Annotated in this window: 31 protein-coding genes and 1 tRNA gene; 9 read left to right on the forward strand and 23 right to left on the reverse strand. The window is 64.6% G+C overall.

Going from position 1 to position 26,744, the window contains the following annotated elements; genetic code table 11:
- Positions 1–263 precede the first annotated feature (263 nt).
- The 6 genes from Q4C89_RS06495 to Q4C89_RS06520 form a co-directional block, all read right to left on the reverse strand.
- Positions 264–575: a hypothetical protein gene (locus Q4C89_RS06495; RefSeq protein WP_303101795.1), complete on the reverse strand. Its 312-nt coding sequence runs from the start codon at positions 573–575 to the stop codon at positions 264–266.
- Positions 576–977, reverse strand: coding sequence for a DinB family protein (locus tag Q4C89_RS06500; protein ID WP_303101796.1), 402 nt, complete (start codon positions 975–977; stop codon positions 576–578).
- Positions 974–1,483, reverse strand: a complete 510-nt coding sequence (locus tag Q4C89_RS06505) for a hypothetical protein (RefSeq protein ID WP_303101797.1) — start codon at positions 1,481–1,483, stop codon at positions 974–976. Before Q4C89_RS06505 ends, Q4C89_RS06500 begins: the two co-directional genes overlap by 4 nt.
- A 74-nt stretch (positions 1,484–1,557) precedes the next feature.
- Entirely contained in the window at positions 1,558–1,914 is a 357-nt protein-coding gene (gene rplT / locus Q4C89_RS06510; protein WP_303101798.1) for a 50S ribosomal protein L20, read from the reverse strand.
- Positions 1,914–2,111 carry a 50S ribosomal protein L35 gene (gene rpmI, locus Q4C89_RS06515; protein WP_303101799.1) on the reverse strand — a complete coding sequence of 66 codons (198 nt, stop codon included), beginning with the start codon at positions 2,109–2,111 and terminating at the stop codon, positions 1,914–1,916. Before rpmI ends, rplT begins: the two co-directional genes overlap by 1 nt.
- A 171-nt stretch (positions 2,112–2,282) precedes the next feature.
- Positions 2,283–2,642: a hypothetical protein gene (locus Q4C89_RS06520; RefSeq protein ID WP_303101800.1), complete on the reverse strand. Its 360-nt coding sequence runs from the start codon at positions 2,640–2,642 to the stop codon at positions 2,283–2,285.
- A gap of 72 nt (positions 2,643–2,714) precedes the next feature.
- Here Q4C89_RS06520 and Q4C89_RS06525 point away from each other — a divergent pair, with 72 nt between their 5' ends.
- Positions 2,715–4,073, forward strand: coding sequence for a dipeptidase (locus tag Q4C89_RS06525; RefSeq protein ID WP_303101801.1), 1,359 nt, complete (start codon positions 2,715–2,717; stop codon positions 4,071–4,073).
- Between the two features lie 127 nt (positions 4,074–4,200).
- Positions 4,201–4,782 carry a phosphoribosylglycinamide formyltransferase gene (locus Q4C89_RS06530; RefSeq protein ID WP_303101802.1) on the forward strand — a complete coding sequence of 194 codons (582 nt, stop codon included), beginning with the start codon at positions 4,201–4,203 and terminating at the stop codon, positions 4,780–4,782.
- Positions 4,783–4,855: 73 nt separating this feature from the next.
- Here Q4C89_RS06530 and Q4C89_RS06535 read toward each other — a convergent pair whose 3' ends face one another.
- The gene (locus Q4C89_RS06535; protein WP_303101803.1) at positions 4,856–5,620 is read right to left on the reverse strand and encodes an enoyl-CoA hydratase; all 765 of its coding nucleotides are present in this window, start codon (positions 5,618–5,620) and stop codon (positions 4,856–4,858) included.
- A gap of 51 nt (positions 5,621–5,671) precedes the next feature.
- Positions 5,672–6,346, reverse strand: coding sequence for a hypothetical protein (locus Q4C89_RS06540; RefSeq protein ID WP_303101804.1), 675 nt, complete (start codon positions 6,344–6,346; stop codon positions 5,672–5,674).
- A gap of 36 nt (positions 6,347–6,382) precedes the next feature.
- Between Q4C89_RS06540 and Q4C89_RS06545 the strand changes: the two genes are divergently transcribed.
- Positions 6,383–6,937, forward strand: a complete 555-nt coding sequence (locus tag Q4C89_RS06545) for a DUF402 domain-containing protein (protein WP_303101805.1) — start codon at positions 6,383–6,385, stop codon at positions 6,935–6,937.
- Positions 6,938–7,010: 73 nt separating this feature from the next.
- A tRNA-Ser gene (locus Q4C89_RS06550) sits at positions 7,011–7,100 on the forward strand.
- 53 nt (positions 7,101–7,153) lie between these two features.
- Here Q4C89_RS06550 and Q4C89_RS06555 read toward each other — a convergent pair.
- Positions 7,154–8,320: an MFS transporter gene (locus tag Q4C89_RS06555; protein ID WP_303101806.1), complete on the reverse strand. Its 1,167-nt coding sequence runs from the start codon at positions 8,318–8,320 to the stop codon at positions 7,154–7,156.
- A gap of 240 nt (positions 8,321–8,560) precedes the next feature.
- Positions 8,561–9,256 (reverse strand): FadR/GntR family transcriptional regulator, encoded by a 696-nt coding sequence (locus tag Q4C89_RS06560; RefSeq protein ID WP_303101807.1) that lies wholly within the window; start codon positions 9,254–9,256, stop codon positions 8,561–8,563.
- A gap of 40 nt (positions 9,257–9,296) precedes the next feature.
- On the opposite strand from Q4C89_RS06560, the gene Q4C89_RS06565 reads away from it, so the two are divergent.
- Positions 9,297–10,958, forward strand: a complete 1,662-nt coding sequence (locus tag Q4C89_RS06565) for an FAD-binding dehydrogenase (protein ID WP_303101808.1) — start codon at positions 9,297–9,299, stop codon at positions 10,956–10,958.
- 78 nt (positions 10,959–11,036) lie between these two features.
- Here Q4C89_RS06565 and Q4C89_RS06570 read toward each other — a convergent pair whose 3' ends face one another.
- Both Q4C89_RS06570 and Q4C89_RS06575 read right to left on the reverse strand, forming a co-directional pair.
- Complete coding sequence (locus Q4C89_RS06570) at positions 11,037–11,465, reverse strand: cobalamin B12-binding domain-containing protein (protein ID WP_303101809.1); 429 nt, start codon at positions 11,463–11,465, stop codon at positions 11,037–11,039.
- A gap of 116 nt (positions 11,466–11,581) precedes the next feature.
- Positions 11,582–13,741 carry a glutamine synthetase III gene (locus Q4C89_RS06575; RefSeq protein WP_303101810.1) on the reverse strand — a complete coding sequence of 720 codons (2,160 nt, stop codon included), beginning with the start codon at positions 13,739–13,741 and terminating at the stop codon, positions 11,582–11,584.
- 309 nt (positions 13,742–14,050) lie between these two features.
- Here Q4C89_RS06575 and Q4C89_RS06580 point away from each other — a divergent pair, with 309 nt between their 5' ends.
- The 4 genes from Q4C89_RS06580 to treS all read left to right on the forward strand — a co-directional run bounded on the left by Q4C89_RS06580 (position 14,051) and on the right by treS (position 17,947).
- Positions 14,051–14,878, forward strand: coding sequence for an AAC(3) family N-acetyltransferase (locus tag Q4C89_RS06580; protein ID WP_303101823.1), 828 nt, complete (start codon positions 14,051–14,053; stop codon positions 14,876–14,878).
- A 9-nt stretch (positions 14,879–14,887) separates the two neighbouring features.
- On the forward strand, positions 14,888–15,496 hold the full coding sequence (locus Q4C89_RS06585; protein WP_303101811.1) for a DUF1990 family protein: 609 nt from the start codon (positions 14,888–14,890) through the stop codon (positions 15,494–15,496).
- A gap of 25 nt (positions 15,497–15,521) precedes the next feature.
- Entirely contained in the window at positions 15,522–16,109 is a 588-nt protein-coding gene (locus Q4C89_RS06590) for a hypothetical protein (RefSeq protein WP_303101812.1), read from the forward strand.
- Between the two features lie 182 nt (positions 16,110–16,291).
- Positions 16,292–17,947, forward strand: a complete 1,656-nt coding sequence (gene treS / locus Q4C89_RS06595; protein ID WP_303101813.1) for a maltose alpha-D-glucosyltransferase — start codon at positions 16,292–16,294, stop codon at positions 17,945–17,947.
- 309 nt (positions 17,948–18,256) lie between these two features.
- On the opposite strand, the gene Q4C89_RS06600 is transcribed toward treS, so the two are convergent.
- The 11 genes from Q4C89_RS06600 to Q4C89_RS06650 all read right to left on the reverse strand — a co-directional run bounded on the left by Q4C89_RS06600 (position 18,257) and on the right by Q4C89_RS06650 (position 26,578).
- Positions 18,257–19,210 (reverse strand): ParA family protein, encoded by a 954-nt coding sequence (locus Q4C89_RS06600; RefSeq protein WP_303101814.1) that lies wholly within the window; start codon positions 19,208–19,210, stop codon positions 18,257–18,259.
- A gap of 47 nt (positions 19,211–19,257) precedes the next feature.
- Positions 19,258–20,208: an alpha-E domain-containing protein gene (locus Q4C89_RS06605; protein ID WP_303101815.1), complete on the reverse strand. Its 951-nt coding sequence runs from the start codon at positions 20,206–20,208 to the stop codon at positions 19,258–19,260.
- Positions 20,208–22,082 carry a circularly permuted type 2 ATP-grasp protein gene (locus tag Q4C89_RS06610; RefSeq protein ID WP_303101816.1) on the reverse strand — a complete coding sequence of 625 codons (1,875 nt, stop codon included), beginning with the start codon at positions 22,080–22,082 and terminating at the stop codon, positions 20,208–20,210. Before Q4C89_RS06610 ends, Q4C89_RS06605 begins: the two co-directional genes overlap by 1 nt.
- A gap of 290 nt (positions 22,083–22,372) precedes the next feature.
- Positions 22,373–22,741, reverse strand: coding sequence for a 50S ribosomal protein L7/L12 (rplL, locus tag Q4C89_RS06615; protein ID WP_017871493.1), 369 nt, complete (start codon positions 22,739–22,741; stop codon positions 22,373–22,375).
- A gap of 48 nt (positions 22,742–22,789) precedes the next feature.
- The gene (rplJ, locus tag Q4C89_RS06620) at positions 22,790–23,287 is read right to left on the reverse strand and encodes a 50S ribosomal protein L10 (RefSeq protein ID WP_303101817.1); all 498 of its coding nucleotides are present in this window, start codon (positions 23,285–23,287) and stop codon (positions 22,790–22,792) included.
- Positions 23,288–23,511: 224 nt separating this feature from the next.
- A complete protein-coding gene (rplA, locus tag Q4C89_RS06625; RefSeq protein WP_303101818.1) occupies positions 23,512–24,216 on the reverse strand; it encodes a 50S ribosomal protein L1 in 705 nt (234 codons plus the stop codon).
- On the reverse strand, positions 24,209–24,643 hold the full coding sequence (rplK, locus tag Q4C89_RS06630; RefSeq protein ID WP_303101819.1) for a 50S ribosomal protein L11: 435 nt from the start codon (positions 24,641–24,643) through the stop codon (positions 24,209–24,211). Before rplK ends, rplA begins: the two co-directional genes overlap by 8 nt.
- Positions 24,644–24,818: 175 nt before the next feature.
- Positions 24,819–25,391: a transcription termination/antitermination protein NusG gene (nusG, locus tag Q4C89_RS06635; RefSeq protein ID WP_303101820.1), complete on the reverse strand. Its 573-nt coding sequence runs from the start codon at positions 25,389–25,391 to the stop codon at positions 24,819–24,821.
- A 4-nt stretch (positions 25,392–25,395) separates the two neighbouring features.
- Positions 25,396–25,581, reverse strand: coding sequence for a preprotein translocase subunit SecE (secE, locus tag Q4C89_RS06640; RefSeq protein WP_303101821.1), 186 nt, complete (start codon positions 25,579–25,581; stop codon positions 25,396–25,398).
- Between the two features lie 75 nt (positions 25,582–25,656).
- Positions 25,657–25,824 (reverse strand): 50S ribosomal protein L33, encoded by a 168-nt coding sequence (gene rpmG, locus Q4C89_RS06645; protein WP_017871499.1) that lies wholly within the window; start codon positions 25,822–25,824, stop codon positions 25,657–25,659.
- 118 nt (positions 25,825–25,942) lie between these two features.
- The gene (locus Q4C89_RS06650; RefSeq protein WP_303101822.1) at positions 25,943–26,578 is read right to left on the reverse strand and encodes a hypothetical protein; all 636 of its coding nucleotides are present in this window, start codon (positions 26,576–26,578) and stop codon (positions 25,943–25,945) included.
- Positions 26,579–26,744 lie beyond the last annotated feature (166 nt).

Below are 26,744 nucleotides of genomic sequence, written 5' to 3' on the forward strand. Positions count from 1 at the left end.
CCGCCGACGCCGACTACGGCCAGCGCGTGCGCGAAGGCATTCAGGCCAAGGAAGCCGAGATGCAGGGCAAGAAGGAAGCCCCGGTCTACGGCACTGAGGCGAGCAGCCTGTACTGAGCTGCCCCCGTCAGCCCATCAGCCAAAAGGTCGCCCTGCGTGGGCGGCTTTTTTGTGGCCCCGCCATTTTGCGTTACAAAGTTCCTCCCCGCCTGGAAGTCAGGCTGGGCCTCGCAGAGCGCGAAGCGAGGGGGAATATGGAGAGACTCACGGAAAGGGCGCTTTCCCAGCCTGCCAGCCGCCCCCCGGCCCCCCGGCCCAGTGCCAGACACCCGGCTCAGGCTTTTGCTCCAGCGCGGCGCGAATGTCGTTCAGGGCGACGCGGCGGGCAAAGCGGGTGCGGGCGTGCCAAGCGGCTAATGCTGTTGCCCCCGCCTGCGACGACGGTTTGATCCCGCGCAGAGCCGCCGCTGCCCGGTTCACCGCCAGGTCAAAGAGGGCGTCTGGCACGGCTCCCCGGCTGCCTTGTCCCTCCGGGTCGGGGTCGGTCAGGGCCAGAAAGGGGCGCTCGGCAGGCACTCAGGCCCCCGCCACCCGGCCCAGCGCGGCGAGTTGGCCCGCGTGCCACACGCTGTGGCGGGCATTCAGCCGCAGCAGTTCCGCCACGGTCATCTCGGCCCCACTGTAGGTCAGGGGCGCGGCCAGTTGCTCAGGCGTCAGCCGCCGCGCCTGCGTCACTTCCCAGGCCATCAGGTCACGCAGTCCTGCCGCGCCGGGGGGAGGTTCCAAAGTCGTGACCGCCGCGATGGCCGCCCAGTAAGCCCGTTTGGTCTGGGTGAGGTGCGACACCAGCCAGCCGACGCGGTGATGCTGCACCCCTTCCAGCCCCGCCAGCGCACTCTGGACGCTCTCCCAGGGGGCGTAGTTGGCCTCGTCCAGCAGCAGGGCGAGCCATTCGGGGGACAGGTCGGCGGCACTCATGACAGGCGGTAGCCCTCGCCGTCACGCGTCAGTTGCCCGCGCTCCAGCATCCGCGCCGTGACTTCTCGCGCCTGCTGGGAAGTCAGCGGGCTTTTTTCTTCCAGGTCGCGCAGGGTAAAGTGCCCGCCGCTGCGGTAGGCGAGTTTGAGCACCATGCGCTCCTGCACGTCGGCCCGTTCGCCGCCCTGCTCGGCCCGTGTGAGGCGGCGTCCGAACAGAGTCCAGACGAGGGCCGCCACCACCACACCGATAAGCAACGCTGCCGGCAACATCTGCGTGGCAAAAGCGGGGTCGGCAAACCCCTGGGCAATCTCCAGCGCCCGCGCTTTGGCCGCCGCCACCTGTTCGGGACTCGCGCCCGCTGCCTCCAGCCGCCGCGCCGCGCCCCGCTCCCCCAGAAAACGGAAGATGCCGCCCGTATCGCCCCGCGTGTAGAACAGCGAAAAGGCGATCAGGGCGGCGGAAGCTCCGGCAATCAGGGACAGCAGCAGGCGTGCAGCACTCATGGCCCTCCAGAGTACCTAAACCGGGCCACAAAAAACTGCCCCCCGAGCGGAGGGCAGTTGCGAAATGCCTGCGTTTACTTGCGGGCTTGCTGGGCGGCTTCGACCAGGGCCTTGAACGCTTCGGGTTCGCGGGCGGCGATGTCGGCCAGCACCTTGCGGTTCAGGTTGATGTCGGCTTTCTTCAGGCCGCTGATGAAGGTCGAGTAGTTCATGCCGTGCAACCTTGCACCCGCGTTGATGCGCTGAATCCACAGGCGGCGGAAGTCGCGCTTCTTGTTGCGGCGGTCACGGTACTCGTAGGTCGCGGCGTTGAGCAGGGTCTGGAAGGCGTTGCGGTACTGCTTGGAGCGGCTGCCCCAGAAGCCCTTGGCGCGCTTGAGCACCTTCTTGTGGCGGCGGCGGCGGACGATACCAGTCTTGGCGCGGGGCATTATTTACCTCCCAGCATGAGCTTCATGCGCTTCCATTCGGGCTTGGCGAGGACGAAGCCTTTGCCCTTGCCACGGATTTCGTTGCCGCTCTTGCCGGTGTTCTGGTGGCGCTTACCACTCTTGAACGCCATGACTTTGCCCGTCGCCGTGATTTTCACGCGGCGCTTGGCCATCTTGAGAGTCTTCATCTTGGGCATAAGCCCTCCTTCTTGAGTCCAGTCGCAGCCCTGTCTGGGCGCTTCTGTCTGGGGTTTTCGGGCCGCCGACCAAAAGTCAGCCGTTGGTTGCCCTGCCCCACTTGACCAAGCGAAGATTTTACGACTTGGGGACGTGAAAGGCAAGGGCCGCGTCGGGGCAAGGAAGTCTGGTCAGCGGCCTGCGCGGTACACCCACCACGCCAGCAGCGGCTGAAGGGGCAGCCGGGCGAGGGCCACTCCGCGCGGAATCTTGAATTTCTCGGGGTGCTGCGCCATGTAGATGTTGGCTGGAAACACCGCCGCCAGCAGTGCCAGCAGCCCCCAGCGGGCCGCCGGGCGGGTCGGGGCATACAGCAACCCCACACCGCCCGCTATCTCGGCGGCCCCACTGAGCAGCGTGGCAGTGCGCGGGGCCAGCGGGGTCTGGGGCGGCACAATCTGGTCGAAGAACTGGGGCCGGACAAAATGCAGTGCGCCGATGGCGATGAATCCGAGGCCCAGCGGCCACACCGAGGAAGAAGAGCGGGACATACCCGACATCCTGCCTGCCCGGAGAGCAGCATTTGCCCCCCCACTTTTTGCCCGGCGGCGTATCCTGGGGCGATGACACCACCCGACCTTTCGGCCCAACTCAACCGCCAACAGGCCAACGCGGAACTGTTCGAGCTGCTGCGTATTCCCTCGGTCAGCGCCGACCCCGCCTACAAGGCCGACGTGGCCCGCGCCGCCGACTGGCTGCAACTTAAGTTGCAGAGCCTGGGCTTCGCGGCCCGCGTGGATGCCACCCCCGGCCACCCCATCGTGTACGCCGAGCGCCTGAACGCCCCCGGCAAGCCCACCATCCTGATCTACGGGCACTACGACGTGCAGCCCGAAGCCCCGCTGGAAGAATGGGTCACGCCCCCCTTCGAGCCGACCATCCGCGACGGGCGCATCTACGCACGCGGCAGCACCGACGACAAGGGTCAGGCCTATGCCCACATCAAGGGTGTGGAGCTGCTGCTCTCGCAGGGCGAACTGCCCGTCAACGTCAAGTTTTTCCTGGAAGGCGAGGAAGAAATCGGCAGCCCCAGCATCAAGCCCTACCTCGAAGCGCACAAGGACGAACTGAAGGCCGACGTGATCGTGATTTCGGACGGCAGCCGCTTTGCCAAGGACGTGCCGACCATCACCTACGGCGTGCGCGGGCTGAGCTATGTGGAGATTCACGTTCAGGGGGCCAATCGTGACCTCCACAGCGGCAGCTACGGCGGGGCCGCGCCCAACCCCATCAACGCGCTGTGTGAAATCATCGCGGGGCTCAAAGACGAGCAGGGCCGCGTGACCATTCCCGGCTTCTACGACGGCGTGACCCCGCTGACCGACGACGAGCGGGCGATGTGGGCCAGCCTGCCGCACTCGGATGAAGAATTTGCCGCCAGCATCGGCGTGGACGCGCTGCCCGGCGAGGAAGGCTACACCGTGCTGGAGCGCATCTGGGGCCGCCCCACACTGGACGTGAACGGCATCTGGGGCGGGTATCAGGGCGAAGGCTCCAAGACCGTGATTGCTGCCAAAGCGGGCGCGAAAGTCTCCATGCGCCTCGTGCCGGGGCAAGACCCCGACCGCGTAACCCAACTCATCAAGGACTACGTACCCACCATCGCCCCCAAAGGCGTGAAGGCCGAAGTGCTGGGGCATCACGGCGGGCAGCCGGTCATGTTCCCCACCGACAGCGCCTGGATTCAGGGGGCCAACCGGGCGCTCAAGCGGGTCTACGGACGCGACGCCGCCTTCGCCCGCACGGGCGGGAGCATTCCCATCGTGGCGGACTTCGACCAGATTCTGCAAACGCCCGTGCTGTTCGTGGATTTCGGCCTCAACGAAGACGCCCCCCACAGCCCCAACGAGAGCTTCGCGCTGGAGGACTACCACAACGGGATTCTGACGAGTGCTTATCTGCTGGAGGAACTGGGGCAGTGAGGGCGGAAAGACCCCTCACCCCTGCCTCTGGCAGGCCCTCTCCCCAAGGTAGAGGGTCAAAGATGCCATTTCACCCTCTACCTTGGGGAGAGGGTCGTTGCGAAGCAACAAGGGTGAGGGGTTACTCGTGCGCCTAGCTTTCCTCGCCTCGCACGGCGGCAGCGCGGCGCGGGCGCTGGTGGAGGCCATTCGCGCCGGGGAACTGAAGGCCGAAGCGGTGGCGCTCGCCAGCAACAACAGCAAGTCGCCCGCCCTGGCCTGGGCGCGGGAGGCGGGGCTGCGCGCGGCGCACCTTTCCAGCGCCAAATATCCCGACGCGGGCGAGCTTGACCGCGCCATCCGCGACTTTCTGGTGGGGTCAGGGGCCGACACCCTGATTCTCAGCGGCTACATGAAGGAACTGGGGCCGCAGACCCTCGCCGCCTTCGAGGGCCGCATTCTGAACATTCACCCCAGCTTGCTCCCGCGTCACGGCGGGCGCGGCATGTACGGCGACCGGGTACACGAGTCGGTGCTGGCGAGTGGCGACACCGAGAGCGGCGCGACCGTCCATCTGGTCACGGCGGGCATAGACGAAGGCCCGGCGCTGGAACAGATGCGCGTGCCGGTGCTGCCCGGCGACACCCTCGCTACCCTCAAGGCCCGCGTGCAGGCCGAGGAAGGGGCGCTGATGCTGCGGGCGGTCAAGGGTTTCCTCGACAGGAGCTGACCCTGGTACGGCAAGGGAGAAAAGAGGGGCCTACCGGACGTGGTAGACCCCTCCCCTTTTTTACACCCCCCTTTTACAGCCCCCTGAAATCCGGGCGGCGCTTTTCGAGGAAAGCCGTGAACGCCTCGCGTGCCGCCGGTTCCCGCAGCAGTCGGCCAAACACGGCTTCTTCTGCGCCCATGTGCGTCAGTACGGCCTGCTGCTGGCCCTCCTTGATGAGCCGCTTGGTTTCCAGCACGGCCCCCAGCGGCTTGGCGGCCAGTTTCTGCGCCTGGGCCTGGGCCAGCGCCGTCACCTCTTCGGTAGGCACCACCGCGTTGACCAGTCCGGCGTCCAGCGCCGCCTGAGCGCTCAGCGGCTCACCCAGCAGCAGGGCCGCCGACGCCCGCTGGTGGCCCAGGCGTTGCGGCAGCAGCAGGCTAGAGGCCGCTTCGGGGCACAGCCCCAGGTCCACGAAGGGCAGCGAAAACAGCGCCGTATCGCTGGCATAGACCAGGTCGCAGTGCAGCAGCATGGTCGTGCCAATGCCCACCGCCGCGCCGGACACCGCAGCCACCAGCGGCTTGGGGAAAGTGGCGACGGTTCGCAGGAAGCGCGTGATGGGCGAGTCCTGCACCGACCCGCTCAGGCTCAGGAAGTCGGCGATGTCGTTGCCCGCCGAGAAAATCTGCGGGTGGCCTTGCAGCACCACGACCCGCACCTCCGCGTCGGCCTGCGCCTGCTCCAGATGGTCGGCCAGCGCCTTGTACATCGCCAGCGTGAGGGAGTTCTTCTTGTCGGGGCGGTTGATGGTCAGGGTCATGACGCCGTTTTCGGTGCTGCACAGAATGTCGTTCATCGCCTTGCTCCTTTGGGTCGTCCCCATGCTCCGGGACGCAGATACGGGAAATCATACCCAGTATTCGATGTCGCGCCGATGCACGTAGACCCGCTCGCTGCCGGGGCGGTTGCTCTGCGTCCGGATGGTCATTTCGACCCAGTTGCCGTGCGGGTCGTCGCGGTAGGTGGTGCGGCTGGTGTGGAAAATGTCGTCATTGTTGCTGTACGTCTCGTTGAAGATTTCGCGGCCCTGGGCGTCGAATTCGCGCAGTTCCACCGAAATCAGGCCGTCGGGATAGTGCGCGGTGACCTCCTCGCGCCGTGCGCCGCCTTCCTCGGGCGGGTGGGGAATAAAAGTGGATTCCACCCAGTCCATGTCCTGGTCGGACACCTGCTCGTAGACACTGGACGAAGACAGGCGCGGACCGTCGTAATGGTACTCGGCGGTGACCCGCTTGCCTTCCTGTTCCCGGACGAGGCGGCCCTCGGCATCGAAAAAGTGCCGCCAGCCCGCCTCACCCTCGGCGTAACCGATGCAGAGCGTGTCGCCTTCCACCCATTCCCACTGCCGCACGCCCGACGGGTAGCCGCGCACGGCGCTGAGACCATCCTGCGCGACCTCGGTGACGGACGTTTCGCCCATCGCGTTCCGGGTGATGACGCGCCGTACCGGCCCCCCAGCAAGGTCGAGGCGCTGGCGCAGATGGGCCACAGGGCCGGACACGGGCTGCTCGGGAGTGTTCATTTCGCCTATGTTGCCACGCGGTTGCTACCCTGAGCCATGAAGCACAAACGTTTCGATTACCGCCAGTGGCACCGGATCGAGCCGGGCACCGGGCAGCAACTCGTTCAGCCCTGGGCCGGCGGCTGGGTCAGCGAATTCCGGGCCGAACAGGTGAACAAGCCGCTGGTCGTACCCGTCTGCGGTCAGACCCGCGCCATCCTGCAAAGCGGCTTTCGCTGGGTGCAGTACGCCGAAGCGGGCCAGCATCACACGCTGACGGTTCACCTCGACCCGGCGGGGGTGCCGCAGCAGCTTTACGTGGACATCGGCGCGGCGGTGGGCCTCGACCCCGACGGCATCGCCTACATCGACGACCTGTATCTGGACGTGACCGCCTTGTGCGACGTGCAGCCCGACGGAAGCTGGCGCGTCACGGCGACGGAAATCATCGACGTGGACGAAGTGGAAGCGGCGCTGAACGCCGGACAGATCACCCCAAAGCAGCACGCCCTGGCCTGGGCCGAGGCGCGGGCGGTGCAGGCGGCGCTGGAGGCCCAGACCTTCGCGCCCGTGGACATCGTGCGGCGGTATGTCCGTTCCCCTTCGGTCTGAACCCCTCCTCTTTTTCTTGACCTGCCCCCCGCTCCTGGGCTAGTCTGTCTGCCGCTGCCGCGTGAGCCAGCCTGGAACGGTGTCCGAGTGGTTGAAGGAGCACGCCTGGAAAGCGTGTATAGGGGCAACTCTATCGAGGGTTCGAATCCCTCTCGTTCCGCCAGAACAATGAAGTCCCCCGGTCATGGTGCCGGGGGGTTTTGCTGTTGTGCGCCGCTATCTTCCGGCCCGCCACGCACTCCAGAGGGGCAGCAACGACAGCGCCGCGCAAAGGTACGCCAGCAGCGGAAAGCCCGCCTTCGCAATCACCACACCGCCGAGCAGCGTCCCCACGCCCGCCGCGACGTAGCCCAGCCCATCGGTCACGCCCTGCGCCGCCGGAAAACGGGCCATTTCCTTGCTGCCGCTCACGTTGACCAGATTCCAGCCCAGGCCCAGCAAGAACATGCTGACGCCCAGCCAGGCGTGCCCCGGCAGGGGGGCGGTCAGGGCGGCCACCGCCAGCAGCACTGCGCCCGCCACGTAACCCGGACGTACACCCACCCGGTCAATCAGCGGCCCGGTCAGCCAGCCGAAGCCGAACATGCCCGCAATATGCCCGCTGATGATGGCGGCGATACCGGCGTGGTCCATGCCCATGTCGTGGGCACGGTGGGGCGTCAGGCTCATCAGCGTGACCATCAGCCCCTGGGCCGTCGCCAGGGCGAGAGCGGTTTCACGTACCCCCGGCAGCGCGAAGGCTTCCCGCAGAGGCAAGCGGGCCACCGCCGCCGCCCCCGGCGCACGCAGGGGCCGCCACGCCAGCATCAGAACCGCCGCCGTGCCCAGCAGCACGCCACCGAGCAGCCAGCCGAAGACCTCCGGGGTGGCCCCGAGCCACGCGGCACCCGCCTCGATAGGCCGCGAAAAGCCCGTCATCAGGAACGACCCCACCACACTCATCAGCATCAGGGCACCCAGGGCCGTCCCGCGCCGCGCCTCGGGCACGCTTTCGGCCACGGCGTACCGCGCCTGCTGGTAGCCACCCTGGGCCGCCCCCATCAGCGCCGCCCCCAGCAGAAAGACGGGCAGCAGCCCTAACTTGCCCCCGGCGAAACCCACCACCGCACCCAGCGCCCCCAGACCGAACGCGAGGCCCAGCCCCAGCCGCCGCCCCCGCGAGAGCATCAGGCTGCCGAACAGCCCCGCCGACAGCGCTGCCGCCGCGCTGATGAGGGTCGAGGGCAGGCCCACCAGCGAGGGAAAGCCCAGATTGCCGACCACCAGCGCCGCCAGAATCGTGCTGACGTTGACCGCCCCAGTCGCCAGGGCCTGAGCCACATAGAGCGGAAAAAGCCGCTTCAGGTCGAGGGAAGCAGGGGGCGCGGCAGCAGACTGGGTCACGCCCGGCAGTCTAGAACGTGGGAAAGATGGCGTTGTTACGCGTGCAGAAAACAGCCGCCTGTATCCAGCTTCCCAAGACCTGCTGCACCCCCGCGACAACCCGTAAAACGCAGCATCCAGTCCCCGTGCAACCGAGGAGCACCGCACCGTCCGGCAAGAGGACCATCGCCATTTGCACAGCGCCAACGTCAAGCCCTGTCCCGCCTGCAATAGGGGTTGGGGCGACGGGGACGCCCAGGCTCACTCCGAAAGCATGACCGCCAATTCGGCCTGCTGATAATGCTCCTGCATGGCTTGCACGGCCTGCGCCGTACGCTGCTCCCACACCGCCCCGGCGATGCGCTGGTGAACCTCGATAAAAGCGCCTTGGTGGTACTCGTCGGTGTAGTGCGCCATGCCCGAGAGGATGGACTGCTCAATCAGGGCTTCAACCGTCTGGGTCATCACCTCGAACAGCGGATTGCCCGACGCCTGGGCCAGCAGCGCGTGAAATTTCAGGTCAGGGGCGGTCAGGGGCTGGCCTGCCAGAGCGCAGCGCCGCATCTCCTGCACGGTGTCCAGCAGGGCCTGGGCCTGTGCGCCGCTGCGGTTCAGGGCCGCCAGAGCGACCGCCTGCACCTCGACCGCCTGCCGGAAGTGCAGAACGTGAAGGGGGCTGACCTGCCGCGTGTCCAGCCCGTGCCGCAGCATGTTCGCCACCGGCTGGGCGCTCAGGCTGCCTACCCTCGGCACGCGACCATTGCCCAGCTCTACCGCGCCCGTGGCGGCCAGCGTGCGGTAGCCCTCGCGCACCATGCCCCGGCTGATGCCGAGTTCCCGGCTTAGTTGCATCTCCGAAGGCAGGGGCGCACCCGCCGACAAGTTGCCGCACTGAATGACGTTCTGGACGTGTTGAACCACAGCCATGACACGGGTTTCGGGGGCAAGGGTAGACACGCCATTACCATACCCCGCCACAAAACCTGTTTAATAGGTCATGCCAAAAATGGATGCAGATGTGATCGTGGTGGGGGCGGGTCTGGCCGGGCTGGTGGCCGCCGCTGAAATAGCGGATGCAGGCAAAAAAGTGCTGCTGCTCGACCAGGAAGGCGAGCAGAACATCGGCGGGCAGGCTTTCTGGTCGTTCGGGGGCCTGTTTTTTGTGGATAGCCCCGAGCAGCGCCGCCTGGGCATCAAGGACTCGCTGGAGCTGGCCCGGCGCGACTGGGAAACCGCCGCCGCCTTTGACCGTCCCGAAGACCACTGGCCCCGCAAGTGGGCCGAAGCCTACCTGGAATTTGCCGCAGGCGAAAAGCGCGAGTGGCTGCACAAGCAGGGCATGCGCTGGTTCCCCGCTGTCGGCTGGGCCGAGCGCGGCGGCGCGGGCGCGGGGCTGGCGGGCAACAGCGTGCCGCGTTTCCACGTCACCTGGGGCACCGGCCCCGGCGTGGTGGAACCTTTCGAGCGCCGCGTGCGCGAACACGTCAGCGCCGGGCGCATCATCTTCAAATTCCGTCACCGGGTGCGCCGCCTGAACATCACCGACGGCGTGGTGCATGGCGTGCAGGGCGACGTGCTGGAACCTTCGACGGTGGAACGCGGCGAGAGCAGTTCGCGCGTGGTGGTCGGCGACTTTGACCTCAACGCGGAGGCGGTGCTGGTCACCTCGGGCGGTATCGGCGGCAACCACGCCCTGGTACGGCGTTACTGGCCCACCGAGCGCCTCGGCCCGGCCCCCGACTTCATGATTTCCGGCGTGCCGCAGCATGTGGACGGCCTGCTTCAGCAGCAGGTCACGGCGCAGGGGGCACACCTCATCAACCCCGACCGCATGTGGCACTACACCGAAGGGTTGCGTAACTGGAACCCCATCTGGCCCATGCACGCCATCCGGGTGCTGCCCGGCCCCAGCAGCCTGTGGCTCGACCCCAGCGGCAAGCGTCTGCCGTTCCCACACATTCCCGGCGCGAGCACCTACGACACGCTGCAATACATCACCACCAACCGTTACCCCTACACGTGGTTCCTGCTCAACCGGGCCATCATCAAGCGGGAATTCGCGCTGTCGGGCAGCGAGCAGAACCTCGACCTGACCAACCGTGACCTCAGGTTGCTGGCGGGGCGCGTCGGCAAGAACGTGCCGCCCTCGGTGCAGGCGTTCATGGACCACGGCGCGGACTTCGTGGTGCGCGACAACCTGCGCGACCTCGTGCGCGGCATGAACGAACTCATCGGCAACGATCTGGTGGACTACGACACCGTCGAGCGCGAGGTCAAGGACCGCGACCTGCAGGTGCGGAACGTGGCGGGCAAAGACGCGCAACTGGCGATTGTGCGCGGCGCCAGACAGATTCTCAGCGAGAAACTCATTCGCGTGGCGAAACCCGCCCCCATCCTCGACCCGGCAGACGGCCCCCTGATTGCCGTGAAGCTGAACATCCTGACGCGCAAGTCGCTGGGCGGCCTGGAAACCGACCTTCAGGGCCGCGTGATGGGCGTGAACGGTCAGCCCATGCCCGGCCTGTACGCGGCGGGCGAGGTGGCAGGCTTCGGCGGCGGCGGCTATCACGGCTACCGGGCACTGGAAGGCACCTTCCTGGGCGGCTGCATCTTCAGCGGGCGCTCGGCAGGCCGCGCCATCGCCCAACAGCTGGCTTAAGTCGCATAAGAAAGGGAGCCGCCCTCGTTCAGCCTGTACCGCTCGGCTGAACAAGGGCGGCTCTCTCGACTAGGTTTTTCAGGCTTCGCCCAGGCTGGCCCAGCGCTCCTGCACGGCCTGGCGCAGGTAGCTGGCGGCGTCCTCGGTGCTGGTGCCCGGCGTGAACACCTGCCCCACGCCCATCTCCTTGAGTTTGGGCAAATCCTGGTCGGGAATGATGCCGCCGCCGAACACGATGATGTCTTCGGCTCCCTTCTCGCGCAGCAGTGCAGTCACTTCCTTGAAGTAGTGCATGTGTGCCCCAGACAGCACGCTCAGGCCGATGGCGTCCACGTCCTCCTGCACGGCGGCATTGACGATCATGTCGGCGGTCTGCCGCAGTCCGGTGTAGATCACTTCCATGCCCGCGTCACGCAGCGCACGGGCGACCACTTTGGCGCCCCGGTCATGTCCATCCATACCGGGTTTGGCAATCAGTACCCGTATCCGCCTCTCTGTCCCGTCCATCTGTATTCCTCCTGTTTGTCCTGCCGTGTCTTGGTGTCGCCCTGATTCTAACGGGCGTTAGGGAGCACAACGCAAAACCGCCCTCCGACAATGGAGAGCGGCTTGGTGAGCCAGTTTTACTTGACGAACAGCATCTGGCGGTAGGTGGGCATGGGCCAGTGCTTGAAGCTCACGACGCCTTCGAGCTTGTCGGCGGCGGCACGCACTTCGGCCATGGCGGGCAGCACCTTGTCGCGCATGTGGTGGGCCTTCTCGTGAACTTCGTCGCCGCCCAGGTCGTTGTTGACCGCACGCAGGTTGTCCAGGGCGTCGTAGAGGCTATCGGCCAGACGGCTCACTTCACCGCTGATGCCCTTGGCGGCGCGGCTTCCTTCGACCTTCTCCAGCTCGCCCAGGTAGGTCACGGCGGCGGGCAGCACCTGCGTCTGCGCCATGTACTGCGTGGTCTCGCCCTCGATGTTGACGGTCTTGAAGTAGATGTCGTACATGATTTCCTGGCGGGCGGCGAGTTCGCGCTCGTTCAGGATGTGGTGCTTGTCGAACAGTTCGACGTTCTTGGGGTCGGTCAGGTGCTCCACCGCGTCCAGGGTGGTGCGGAGGTTGAGCAGCCCGCGCTCGTGCTCGGCTTCCTTGTGCCACGCTTCGGAGTAACCGTCGCCGTTGAAGACGATGCGCTGGTACTGCTTGTAGGTGGTGCGCACCACTTCGGTCACGGCGGCGTCCAGTTCAAGGCCGCTGTCCAGGCGCGACTGCAGCTCGGCGGTGAGCTGCTGCACGCTGTCGGCAACGATGGCGTTGAGCACCGTCACGGGGAAGGAAATGCTCTGGCTGCTGCCTACAGCGCGGAACTCGAACTTGTTGCCGGTGAAGGCGAAGGGGCTGGTACGGTTGCGGTCCCCGGCATGAACGGGAATCTCGGGGAGCACCTGGCTGCCCAGACCCATCAGGCCCGCCGAGTGGCTGCTGCCGCCCTCGCCGCTTACGATGCGCTCGAAGATGTCGGTCAGTTCGTCGCCCAGGAACACGCTGATGATGGCGGGCGGCGCTTCGTTGGCCCCCAGTCGCCAGTCGTTGCTGGCACTCGCCACGCAGGCCCGCAGCAGCGCCTGATAGTCGTCCACGGCCTTGAGCACCGCCGAGCAGAAGAACAGGAACTGCATGTTCTCGCTGGGGGTGTCGCCGGGGTCGAGCAGGTTTTCGCCCGCGTCGGTGCCCATGCTCCAGTTGCAGTGCTTGCCGCTGCCGTTGACGCCTGCGAAAGGTTTTTCGTGCAGCAGGCACACCAAGCCGTACTTGCGGGCCGTGGTCCGCAGCACCTGCATGATGAGCTGCTGGTGGTCGGCGGCGACGTTGGAGTGCTCGAAGATGGGCGCAATCTCGAACTGACCGGGGGCCACTTCGTTGTGGCGGGTCTTGACCGGAATCCCCAGGGCGTAGAGCTGCGTCTCGGCGTCGGCCATGAAGCTCAGGACGCGGTCAGGAATCGCGCCGAAGTAGTGGTCTTCGAGTTCCTGCCCACGCGGAGGCTTGGCCCCGAACAGGGTGCGCCCGGTCATCACGAGGTCGGGGCGGCGGTAGTAGTACTCCTCGGTGATCAGGAAGTACTCCTGCTCTGCGCCCAGGGTGCTGCTCACGCGGGTGCCTTCGCTGGCCCCGAACAACTTGAGCGCGGGGGTCACGGCATTGTTCAGCGCCTCGATGGAGCGCAGCAGCGGAATCTTGAGGTCGAGCGCCTCGCCCTTCCACGACGCGAACACGCTGGGGATGTAGAGGGTCGCGCCGTTGGTGTGCCGCACGATAAACGCGGGGCTGGAGGGGTCCCAAGCGGTGTAGCCACGCGCCTCGAAGGTGGCCCGCAGACCGCCCGAGGGGAAGCTGGAGGCGTCCGGCTCGGCCTGAATCAGTTCCTTGCCGGAGAACGACATGATCGCCATGCCGTCACCCGCCGGGTTGAGGAAGGAGTCGTGCTTTTCGGCGGTGCTGCCGGTCAGGGGCTGGAACCAGTGGGTGTAGTGGGTCGCGCCCTTTTCCATCGCCCAGGTTTTCATGGCGAGGGCCACCGTGTCGGCAATGGAAGCGTCGAGGGTTTCACCGCGCTCGGCGGTGGCCTGCAACTTGCGGAAGTCGGACTTGCTCAGGCGGGCCTTGAGCTGGTCGAGCGTCAGCACGTCGCTGGCAAACAGGCTGCTGACCAGTTCGGTGGGGCTGGCGGTCTGCTTGGCGTCGGCACGCCAGTTGCGGGCCACCGAGGTTACGTCGAAGTTCTGCTGGGTCATGCGGCTCCTCTGTGCGGGCAGGTCGGCGGTAAAGCGTGGGAGCGGGTCACCGTGATTTTGCCCCAAACCGCCTGTCCGACTATCACCCCGGAGTATAGAGAAGGGGGGTGCAAAATGCTATCCCTCAGCCTGTACAAATTTCAGTTTCCAGGTGACATCTGGAAGATTAAGGCGGCTTTTTTGCAAAATGTTTTCCGCGTATTGCCCTTTTGAGCGTCTGAGGATAGACAAGCTGATGGTCACCCTCCCCTGTCTCGAATGGCAGCGGCTGCGGGGGCACAGGCCGCCTGGGACGCTACACTTGTGGGCGTGCTGAACCTGCGCCGCCGCCCCGTCGTCACCGCTGCCGACCTGAATCGGGGTCTGGATGCTCTGGGCCTGGACGGTTCACAGCATGTCATTGTCCACGCCAGTCTGCGTTCTTTCGGACAGCTGGAAGGTGGGGCCAAAACCGTGGTCAACAGCCTGTTCGAGCGCACTGCGACGCTGGCGGCTCCGTCCTTTACCTACGCGACCCTGCTTTCGCGGCCCAGTTCGCCCATTCGCACCACCTTCCACCGCGACACGCGGGTCAGCCGCGACATTGGGCGGGTGCCGCAGGAAATGGTGGAACGGGCCGAGGCGCGGCGCTCCTTTCACCCCACCCTCAGCTTCGTGGCGATGGGCGCTGCCGCCGAACTCGTGACCCGCTCGCAGTCGCTCGACAGCCCTTACCGGCCCATCGGCGCCCTGTACGACCTCGACGGCTACGCGCTGCTGATGGGTGTGGATTTCGGCAGCAACACCACCATTCACTACGGCGAGCATCTGGCCGGTGTGCCGCTGCTGACGCGCTGGGTGCCGCTGGACGGGCAGGTGGCCCCCACCGCCTTTCCCAACTGCTCGGCAGATTTCGCCACGCTGGAACCGTATGTGCGGGGTCAGAGCGAGCAGGTCGGGCCAGCCACGCTGCGGCTCTACCGGGTGCGCGACCTGGTGGACGCCACCATGACGCTGCTCTCGCACGACCCCGAGGCGCTGCTGTGCAAGGTGCGCGGTTGCCGCTGCCAGCAGGTGCGTGACCGTCTGCGGCAAGAGGGCCTGCGCCCCCGCCCGCACCGGGGCCTGGAAGAATCGCTGCGCCCCGCCGGGGACTGAGCAGCCCGAATGTTTCTGCTGCGCCCACCGTCGCCCGCACAGATTCGCGCTTTTTTGAACATCAGCCGCTCGCAGCAGCCCAACTACCCCGAGACGGGCTGGACGCTGGACGGACGCCTGCCGACGTGGTCACGTCAGGGACAGCATCGCGTACGGGTCGGTCAGGGCGCGGCCTGCTGGGAGCGGGCCAGGGCTGCACTTGAGGGCGGAACCATGTTTCAGGGCTGGGTGCAGCCGCTTCAGCGCGCAGAAGGCTACCGTTCAGGCGACACGGTGGCGCTGCTGGTGCGGCATTTCGGCCCCTTTGGGCGCGGGCAGTGGGGCCTGTACAGCCTCATCGCCAACCGGGTGCTGTACCGGATAGATGAGCCGGGGCGCTTCGGCTTTGGCTACGGCACACTGGCAGGCCATCTGGTGCGCGGCGAGGAACGCTTTTTGCTGGAACAGGACGCGGCGGGCGTAGTCTGGTTCGAGTTGATGACCTTTTCGCGGGCCGCCGTTCCCCTGGCGCGGCTCGCCCAACCCTTCGTGCAACTCGCCCAGCGTCGGGGAGCCGCCCACTACGCCCGGATGCTGGTGCAGGCGGCGGGGTGTTTCAAAATTCCGCCTCCCATTTGAAATGGGCACGGTGCACAGTAGGGCCATGCCAAAAACCTACACCGTCCGCCGCGAAGAAGAACTGCTGACGCTGCTGCACCCGCACTACGGGTTTCACCTGCTGGGGCAATTTGCAGGGGCGACCACCGCCAGCGAAGCCGCCCGCAGCATGGGCGAGAGTGCCAGCAAAATCAGCTACCACGTCGGCAAACTGCATGAACTGGGCCTGCTGGAAGCCGCCGAGGGCGAAGGGCGCGGGCAAAAGCTGCAGGCTGTCGCCACCCGCTTCGTGCTGGCGCCCGACCTGCTGCCGCTGCTGACCGCCTTGACCGAAGCCTTCTTGACTTCGGCCTCAAGGGAAGAAGCCGACCCAGCGCGAGAGTATGTGCTGATGGACTTTGCGCGGGACGCCGCCACCTCGCTGGCCCCCGACTGGCAGACCGAGCGGCGCGGCGTGCTGGTGCAGCAGTTTCGCCTGCCCCGCGAACGCTACGCGGCGCTGATGACCGACTTGCAGCAGCGGCTACAGCAGGAAGTGGACACCGCCAGCGGTGACAGACAGGGCGGCTGGCACACCGTCGCGCTCATAGGTTTTCCGGGAACGCTGCTGCCGATGGCGAACGGGCAAAAATAAAAAATCCGCCTTGTTGGGCGGTGATAGAAAAAGAATAGAGCCGAATACGCCAAATGTCAACTTTATGCGCCGCTCCAGAAATTTTTCGGCTGGGGCGTCATTTCTTGTCCCAGAGCGCAGAGGGCGTATGCAGGTCGGGAGGCTGGTAACGCTTCCAATCCCGAACTCGCTACAATCTCGCCATGACTTCGCAGCATCCAGAGTGGTACAAGAGCGCCGTCTTCTACGAACTCTCCGTTCGCACCTTTCAGGACAGCAACGGCGACGGCAAAGGCGACTTTCCCGGCCTGACCAGTCGGCTGGACTACCTGAAAAGCCTCGGCGTGGACGTGCTGTGGCTGCTGCCCTGGTTTCCCAGCCCACTGCGCGACGACGGCTACGACGTGGCGGATTACCTGAACATTCACCCCGACCTGGGCACGCTGGACGACTTCAAGGTGTTCCTGCGCGAAGCCCATGCGCGGGGCCTGCGCGTGATTGGCGACCTGGTGACCAACCACACCAGCAGCGACCACCACTGGTTTCAGGAAGCCCGCAAGGGGCCAAAGCTCCCCGACGGCTCGGACAACCCCTTCTACGACTACTACGTCTGGAGCGACACGGGCACCGAATACAGCGGCGCACGCATCATTTTCACCGACACCGAGACGAGCAACTGGACGAAGGATGAGCAGACGGGCAAGTATTACTGGCACCGCTTCTTTTCCAGTCAGCCTGACCTGAACTACGACAACCCCAAAGTGGTGGACGAACTGCTGGGCGCTGCCCGCTTCTGGCTGGACCTCGGGCTGGACGGATTCCGCGTGGACGCCGTGCCCTACCTGATTGAGCGCGAGGGCACCAACTGCGAGAACCTGCCCGAAACCCACGACATCCTCAAGAAAATGCGCCGCATGGTGGACGCCGAGTACCCAGGCCGCCTGCTGCTGGCCGAGGCGAACCAGTGGCCCGAAGAAGTGGTGGAATACTTCGGCACCGACGAAGACCCCGAGTTCCACATGTGCTTCAACTTTCCCGTGATGCCGCGCCTGTACATGTCTCTCAAGAAGGAGGACACGACCAGCATCCGCGAAATCATGGGCCGCCTGCCCGCCATTCCCAGCTTCGGGCAGTGGTGCACTTTCCTGCGCAACCACGACGAACTGACGCTGGAAATGGTGACTGAGGAGGAGCGGGCCTTCATGTACGCCGCCTACGCGCCCGACCCCCGCATGAAAATCAACGTGGGCATTCGCCGCCGCCTCGCGCCGCTGCTGGACAATGACCGCCGCCGCATCGAGCTGCTCAACAGCGTGCTGCTCGCGCTGCCCGGCTCACCCATCCTGTACTACGGCGACGAAATCGGCATGGGCGACGACCTGAGCCTCAGCGACCGCAACGGCTGCCGCACCCCGATGCAGTGGAACGCGGGCGTCAACGGCGGCTTCTCGGCGGCGGCCCGCGAGCAGTGCTTTTTCCCGCCCAACGACAGCGCCGTGTACGGTTACGGGCGCGTGAACGTCGCCGCCGCCGAAGCCGACCCCGGCAGCCTGCTGCACTGGACGAGCCGCCTGCTGGAAATTCGCCGCCAGCACCCCGTCTTTGCCACGGGCGAGTTGCAATTTGTGGACACCGACAACCCCGCTGTGCTGGCCTTTACCCGCCAGTCAGCAGACGAAACCCTGCTCATTGTCTGCAACTTTGCCGCCAACGCCCAGAGTGCCCACCTCAGCCTGAGCGGATACGCGGGCAAAACCCCCATGACGGTCACGGGCGCAGCCACCTTCCCCACCATTGGCGAAGATGGTTACGCCATGCAACTGGGGCGGCACGACTGGTACTGGCTGAAGCTGAGCTGAAGCCAAGCGCTAGAACATTTGACAAAAGAATGAGTTCGCCTTTTCCGACCCTCTCCCTTGATGGGGGACTCGTTAGAGCTGCTTGCAGAGGGCCTTGCAAAGCAAGGGGAGGGGGTGTCTTTTTATGTCAAATACTCTAAACGTCAGTACATGTCCTTCCGAGGCGGCTCCTGGCGTTTAAGCGTTAGGCGTCGAGCAGCTCCGAACTACTTCAGCACGCCCAGCAGCACCAACACACCCCAAATCAGCAGCGGCCCGATGCAGATGCCCGCCACCAGCTTGAAAATGCGCCACAGGTCGGTCAGCAGTTCACGCATCGCTCGTCTCCTCCGCACCCAGCAGGCTTTCAATTTCAGCCGCCAGGTCTAAGCCGTACTTGTAGGCTTCCTGCCCGCCGACTTTGCTGTTGCCATATTTGGTCGGGTAATTCTTGACCTCGCGCTCAAATAGCATGGCTTCGGCACTGGCGTTGGTCTGGGGCAGCACCGTTTCCAGAATCGGTGGCGTGTCCTCGGTGGTGTAGCGAAAGGCCGCCTCAAGCTGGGCAGGCAGGTTGAGCATCCCCTGCTTGTGCTGCGAAGAATTGCTCTGAAATTTGGTGACGACCACGCCCAGCGCCCGAATTTTGAGCTGCCTGTCGCGCCGCAGCTGGTCAATTTTGCCCGCAATTTGCGGAATGCCGTAGGTGCTCATGCGGTCAGGAATGGTGGGAATCAGGTAGTGGTCGCTGATTTCCAGACCGTTCTGCGTGATAAAGCCGAGGTTGGGCGGGCAGTCAATCAGAACGTAGTCGTAGCGGTCAAACAGCGGCCCCACGAACCGCTGCACCACGCTCATGGGGCTGAGGCTGAAGTTGGTGCGGTTGGCGATGTCCTGCATCCGGTCTTGCACGTCAATCAACCGGATGGAACTGGGCAGCACATCCACCCGCCCGTACTGCACGTCGGCGGGCAACTGGTCGAGCACGTCGGCGGGAATGCTGTTGAGGTTGCTGGCCCCGCGCACGATGGCCTTTTCGGGGTCGAAGTGCCGCGTGCCGCTCAGCAAATCCAGAAACAGGTGCGCCAGTGTCTGCCCGCGCTCGTCGGCCTCTTCCCAGCGCCGCTCGCCTATCAGCGCCAGGGTCGCGTTGGTCTGGGGGTCGAGGTCGATCACCAGCACCTTCTGGCGGCGCATAAAGGCGAAGGTGTCCGCCAGTTGCACCGTCGTGGTGGTCTTGGCGACACCCCCTTTGAGATTGATGAAGCTGATGACGTGGGGCATAGCCCCAAGTGTAGTGGCTGACCGTGAACGAGGCTGCCGCAGCCTGCCTATTCCTGCTGGAAGTAGGCCGCCGTAATGGCCGCCCCGACTCGGTTGAAGTCGCCCAGCAACTCCTCCAGCGAAGGCTCGTCGTTGTCCACGATGTGCTCGATTCGGGCGTATTGCAACCGGGCCACCAGCCAGCGCGAAAGCCGCAGAATCTCGGGATGCTGTCCCGGATGCCAGCGCTCGATTTGTTCCAGCGCTTCGTGCAGGTTCGCGGCGCTGTAGCGCACGCTGCGCGGGAAATACTCGTCCAGCAGCAAAAATTCGCTGATGCGCTGCGGGTCGATCCCGGTGTGGACGCGCTTGCGGTACGCTTCGTAGGCGCTCGACCCCTTCAGCACGCTCACCCAGCGCTGCGCCTGCATCGCGTGGCCTGCCGGGTCAGCCATGGGGGCCGCGTCGATTCCGCGCAGGCGGTTTTGCAGGACGCGCACCCCGTTATCGCCGCGCTCCAGCATTTGCCCGGCCCGCATGAACGACCAGCCCTCGTCACGCGGCAGGGTGGCGAAGGCGATACCGAAGAACATCTGCGAGGCGTCCCGCGCCGCGTTGCAGTATTCGAACAGACCGTCGCGCTCCAGCAGATTGCTGCCCTCGAAGCACAGCGACAGGTAGGTGCGGTTGAGCGACTCCCACATTTCGCTGGGAATCCGGTCGCGCAGGCCACGCGCATTTTCCCGCGCCCGCGACACCGAACTGGCGATGCTGGAAGGGTTGTCGCGGTCAAAGGCCAGCCAAGCACTCACCGAACGGCTGTCGATGCGCCCGTATTTGGCCCGCATCTCGGCCTGACCACCCGTGTGTTCCAGCAGCGGCAGCCAGATTTCACGGGCCCGCCCGCCCATTTCCAGGCTGGCGAAGTAGTTGACGTTCAGCAGACGCGCCGTGTTTTCGGCCCGCTCCACATAGCGCCCAATCCAGAACAGGTTTTCAGCCAGACGAGACAGCAGCATCAGTCGTTCTCCTTGCGGTCAAAAGGCTCAATTAGGGGCGGATGCACGGCGTCTTGCGCCTCCATCTCGACTTCCAGGGGCGATTTGGCGGCGTCCGAATGGGCCAGCTCCGTCTTTTCCAGTTGCTGCTGGTACGAATGCTGCGCCTGGGCCTGGGCCTCCGGCGCGGCTCCCCCTGTCAATTCCGGCGGCTGTCCAGTTTCTTCGTGGCTCTGCTCGTAGGCATTGACCTGTGCTTCGCCCGCCAGGGCCTCACGGCGCTCCGGTTGGCTGCTGTCCAGACCCAGCGGAACAGCCCCGAAGCCCCCCTGAAACTGGCTCTGGCTCTGTGTCTGCCCGCCCAAGCTCTGGCTCTGGGATTGGCTCTGCGACTGACTCTGCCCTGGTGCCAGCCCCTTATTGCCGCCCAGAAGCTGACTCATGGCGGCGGAGGGCAGGGGGCCGTCGTGGTCGAGCACCCAGGTGTCTTTGGAACCGCCCCCCTGCGACGAGTTGACCACCAGGCTGCCGCGCCGCAGAGCCACACGGGTCAGGCCACCGGGCACGATGGTCACATGATCCGGTCCGACCAGAATGTAGGGGCGCAGGTCAATGTGCGCTGGCTCGAAGGCGTCGGTGTCGCTGTAGAACGTCGGGTGCCGCGAGAGGCCCACGACGGGTTGAGCGATAAACTCGCGCGGCGCGGCCTTGACCTTCTCGACATACTCCGCGACTTCTTGCCGGGTGGCGGCGGGGCCGATGAGCATGCCGTAGCCGCCCGCCTCGCCCACGCCCTTGAACACCAGTTCGGCGGCGTGCTCCACCATGTAGGCCAGATGGTCGGGATTCCAACCCAGGTAGGTGGGCACGTTGTTGAGCAGCGGCTTTTCGTTGAGGTAGTACCGAATCATTTCCGGCACATAGGCGTACACGGCCTTGTCGTCCGCGACCCCGGTGCCGATGGCGTTGGCGATGGCGACCCGGCCCTGACGGTAGACCTCGACCAGTCCAGCCACGCCCAGCGCACTGTCTGCCCGGAAGGCGAGTGGGTCAAGGAAATCGTCGTCCACGCGGCGGTAAATCACGTCCACCTGCTGCCGCCCGCCCGTGGTTCTCATCCAGACGCGCCCACCGTCCACAAAGAGGTCACGACCTTCGACCAGCTCCACGCCCATCTGCTGCGCCAGGTAAGCGTGCTCGAAGTAGGCCGAGTTGTACATGCCGGGCGTCAGCACCACCACCGTGCCGTCTTCACGCGGCGACATGGACTGAAGCAGGGCCAGCAGCGCCGTCGCGTAGTGCTGCACCGAGCGCACCCCCTGTCCTTCGAACATGCCGGGGTAAATGCGCCGCATGGCGTCCCGGTTGGACAGCAGATAGGACACACCGCTGGGCGAACGCAGATTGTCCTCCAGCACCAGATACTCGCCCTTTTCGTCCCGGATGAGGTCGGTGCCGACGATATGGGTATAGATGCCCTGCGGCACGTTCAGCCCATGAACCTCGCGCCGGAAATGGGCCGAGGTGTAGACCAGTTCGGAGGGGATAACACCGTCCGCCAAAATCTGCCCCTCGTGGTAAATGTCGTTCAGAAAGGCGTTGAGGGCGCGAACACGCTGGGTCAGGCCCGCTTCCAGGTGCGCCCACTCTCCGGCAGGAATGATGCGCGGCACCGGGTCGAAGGGAAACGTCCGTTCGGTCCCCTGGTTGTCGCCATACACGGTAAACGTGATGCCCTGATTGCGAAAAGCGACGTCGAGCAGTTCGGTGCGGCGGCTGAATTCCGGCAGACCCAACTGTTCCAGATATTTCCGGACTCCCTCATAGTGAGGGCGCAGTTCGCCAGACGAGGTGAACATCTCGTCGAAAAACTTCTGGCCTGGGTCATAGTTCATAGGCATGGCGGTCTCCTGAAAGCATTTGGCAAAAAGATGGCACAGCTTTTTGGCGAGCAGAGCGAGAGCAAAACGAAGAGCAGTGCGGACTTGCAAAGCTGCGAAGCAGAGAATGGAGCGGGCGTCGGAACAGCACCGCCGCCCGCGCAATTCGGAGAACTGCTAATAGCCTCTACAATACTTGCCCCGCCATGCAAAAGCAGCGGGCGGGTATAGCCAGAGCCGACGCCCAGAGCGTACGAAAAACCCCCAACCACGTGGGCTGGGGGCTGCATTCCGGTTGGGGAAGATTACTTGAGTTCGACCTTGGCGCCAGCGGCTTCGAGCTGGGCCTTCATCTTCTCGGCTTCCTCCTTGGCAACGCCTTCCTTCAGCACGCCGCCCTTCTCGCTCATGTCCTTGGCTTCCTTCAGACCCAGGCCGGTGATGCCGCGGATTTCCTTAATGACGTTGATCTTGCTCGCGCCAGCGTCAACCAGCACCACGTCGAACTCGGTCTTCTCTTCGGCAGCAGGGCCGGCAGCAGCAGCGCCGCCACCGCTCACGGCCACAGCGGCGGTCACGCCCCAGGTTTCCTTCAGGCCGTCGATGAGGTCGGCGAGTTCCATGATGGTGAGTTGTCCGAGTTGGTCAATAAGAGCTTGTTTGTCGTATGCCATGAGTGTGTCCTCCGGGAATTGGATTTGTACTGAGTTGGAAGCGGGCGATTAAGCGCCTTCGCCTTCCAGTTTGGTCTTGTAGGCTTCAAGGATGCCCACGAAGTTGCTGAGGTGGGCGCTGAGCACGCCGACCAATTCGCCTTGCAGGGTCTGCTTGCTGCCGAGGCTGGCGAGACGCTGCACGACGGCCACGTCCACCTTGTTGCCTTCGACAAAGCCGGCCTTGACGGCAGGAATACCCTTGTCGTTGCCGCCAGCGGCGTCTTTGAGCGCCTTGGCAACCCCGGCGGGGTCTTCATGGGCCAGCACAATGGCGCTGGGCCCCTTGAGTTCTGCCGAGAAGTCACGGCCGCCGTCTTGCAGGGCCAGATTAATGAGCGTGTTTTTGGCAACAATCAGTTGCCCGCCCTTCTCGCGGATGTCCTTGCGCAGACTGGAGAGCTGCCCAGCGGTCAGGCCCTGGTAATCGACGACGTAGAACGTCTCGACGCCCTGGAGGCTTTCCTTGAGGCTGCCCAGCGTCTGCTGGTTCTTTTCGTTCGCCACGTTTGACCTCCTCTGTGGTGAACAAGTTCAGGTACTTCACCGCACGAATGCGCTTTCACCTGACAACTCGGCGGGATATTTAAACGTGGCTAGCGTCCCCGCTGTCTTGGATGCCGGAATGAGGGCGAATTGCTGTCGTCAACAGGTGCGAAGAAGCACCGGAATGCCGTATTCAGGCACAGCGGGGGGAGGGTCAGCCCTCAGTCCCCGCTGCTCTTGCAGGTTTAGGCCGTCGCGCTGGCGCTGCCCAGGGCCAGGGGAATGCTCGGCCCCATGGTCGTGGTCAGGTAGGCGCTACGCAGGAACACACCCTTAGCGGTACCAGGCTTGGCGGACTCGAGGGCCGAAATCAGGGCCTGGTAGTTTTCGCTGAGGTTGCCCGCTTCGAAGCTGGCCTTGCCGATCGGCGCGTGAACCACACCGGTCTTGTCGTTACGGAACTCGATGCGGCCAGCCTTGAGGCCCTTGACCATGCCGGCCACGTCGGGACCGACCGTACCGCTCTTGGGGTTGGGCAGCAGGCCACGCGGCCCGAGCAGACGGGCGAGCTTCTGACCGATCTGGGCCATCATGTCGGGGGTCGCCACGACGGCGTCGAATTCCATGAAGCCACCAGCGATGCGCTCGATGAGTTCGTCGCTACCGACCACGTCTGCACCAGCGGCTTCAGCAGCCTGGACGTTTTCACCCTTGGTGATCACGGCCACGCGCACGCTGCGGCCCGTGCCGTGGGGCAGGGCAACCGTGCCACGCACGTTCTGATCGCTCTTGCGGGGGTCGATGCCGAGGCGGAAATGGACTTCCACCGTTTCGTCGAACTTGGCGGTGGCGATTTCCTTGACCAGCGCGGCAGCCTCGTCGATGGAGTACTGCTTGTTGCGGTCGACCTTGCCTTCCAGAGCGCGGTAGCGCTTACCATGCTTAGGCATTGGGGCCTCCTTCCACGGTCACGCCCATGCTGCGGGCGGTGCCAGCCACAGTGTTGGCGGCAGCTTCGAGGCTGCCCGCGTTCAGGTCGGGCATCTTGGTCTTGGCGATTTCCAGCACCTGGTCCCAGTTCAGCTTGCCGACCTTGGCCTTGTTGGGGGTCGAGCTGCCCTTGGCGATGCCCGAAGCCTTGCGGATCAGGTAGCTCATGGGCGGGGTCTTGGTGATGAAGGTAAAGGAACGGTCCGCGTAGATGGTGATTTCTACGGGGATGATGGCGTCACCCTTATCGGCGGTCTGGGCGTTGAACGCCTTGGTGAACTCCATGATGTTCGCGCCGTACTGACCGAGCGCGGGACCGACGGGGGGGGCTGGGGTGGCCTTGCCCGCCGGGAGTTGCAGTTTGACAATCCCTGCGACTTTCTTCATTCGTAATTCCTCCTTAGCTCCCCCAACCGTACACCGCTCCAGGGTGGGGTGCTGACGCTAAGTTCTGCCTGCTTGGAAGCGGACAGCAACTTTTTGATTGTAGCGGTTCGGTGCTGTCTTTGCCAACCCCGCCTTTGCCTGGAAGCGCCCACCGGAGCACAGCCCCGGCGACGACTTACTTGGCGACCTGCGAGAAGTCCAGTTCGACCGGCGTTTCGCGCCCGAAAATGCTGACCAGCACCTTGACTTTGGCCTGAGGTGCATTGACTTCGCCCACGACACCGCTGAAATCCGCGAAGGGACCGGAGGTGACGCGCACCATGTCGCCCACCTTGAGATCCACCTTGATGCGGGGGGCTTCTTCGGCCACCGGCTGCGAGGCCACGCCGACCGAAGTCAGGAGGCGCTGCACTTCTTCGGGAGACAGGGGCACAGGACGGGTCGCCGTACCCACGAAGCCGGTCACGCCACTGGTGCCGCGCACGACTTCCCAGGACTCGCCCAGTTCACCCGGCGCGTCGTCGTCTTCGACATCCATCTGTACAAAGACGTAACCGGGGAACAGCTTGCGCTTAACGTTGACCTTCTTGCCGCCCTCTTGGAGTTCGACCGCGTCCTCTTCAGGCTGAAGCACCTGAAAAATCTTGGTGCGGTACATCCCCAGGCGGCGAGCACGGTCCATCAACTGCTCCTGAACACGGTCTTCCTGCCCGACATAGGTGTGGACGGCATACCATTCGATGCTCATATGTTTACCTCCACTCCAGAGCGGCCCGGATACCCGTCCCGAACAGCATATCCAGTACCCAGACAATCAGGGTCAGCGCAATGACGAAGATAAGCACTGCCTGTGTTCCCTCGATGACTTCCCGGCCACTGGGCCACGTGACCCGCGCGAGTTCTTCGCGGGCTTCACGGAAATACTGAATCAGGTTCATGTCTCTACCCGCCGGAACGGCAGAAAGAGGCCGAAGCTGCCCGGCTCTTCAAAACAGAAAAGCCAGCGGCAGGCTTCAGACCTTCTTCTCCTTGAAGACCACGTGCTTCTTGGCAACGGGGTCATACTTCTTGAGTTCCAGTTTGGCCTGGGTGTTGCGGCGGTTCTTGGTGGTGGTGTAGTAGAAACCAGTCCCAGCGCTGCTTTCCATCTTCACGATGATACGAGGTCCGTCTTTCGCCATGATGCTCTCCTTTGCGCGGCCTTCTCCTGTGCGGAGAAAAGCTGCTCCCAGCGCCCGCTCTTGCGTGTTATCGCGCTGGTAAAAACCCGCCGTCTGGCGGGCAACATTCTCAGTATAATCACTCGACTTGCTGGTGTCCACCATCGCCCGAACTTTCTGTATTTCGTTCGCCAGTCCGCGTGCGGCGCAGGGCTTCCTGGCGGACGAAACGTGAGGGGTCGTTCAGAAAGTCACGTAGGCAGTCAGCAGTCAAATTCGCACGCGACACCACAGCCAGCCGGACTGCGTAGTGGGTGTCTTCGGCCAATCCTTGCAGCAGGGCCGGGGGCAAGTCCTCCCGCGCAGCCAGACGGGCACGAACCAGCCACGAAGGATGAACGCGCAAGTTGTGCATCTCCTCCAACGTCAGGGCTGGATGACTGGCGAGAAGGACCTGCAACTCGGCATTCGGGTGCCTGGAGACCTGCGTTCTCAACCAGGTGGGCGTATCGAGCTGCCGAACCAGAGCCAGCAACGAAGCCGCAGGCCAACGGAATATCAAGCCAGGGTCGGCCAGCCGCAGCAGGGGGAGCGCTGGATTGCCCAGCACCTCCGCTGGAAACTCGGCGGCCAGCAAACCCAGGATATAAGGCGACGTGTTGGGATGCGCCGCCACTGCTGCCCGCACCTGTGCCACCGGGCTGAGGGAAAGGTTCGCCAGTTCTGCCGCTGAGAGAGCGGATGAAAGAGGTAAGCGAGTCCCGTCCTCAAGCATGGCTTCATGCTATTTGACGCAAGTCTGTTGTTCCCAATGGAGTAAACAGGAAGCCAAAAAAGAGGAGGCCGCTAGACCTCCCCCCTACCGGATAACCGGTGTGAACCTTATTCCAGGACCTTGGAAACGACGCCTGCGCCGACGGTACGGCCACCTTCGCGGATCG

Origin of the sequence: Deinococcus sp. (assembly GCF_030523985.1) — a bacterium.
Classification (GTDB): Bacteria; Deinococcota; Deinococci; order Deinococcales; family Deinococcaceae; genus Deinococcus.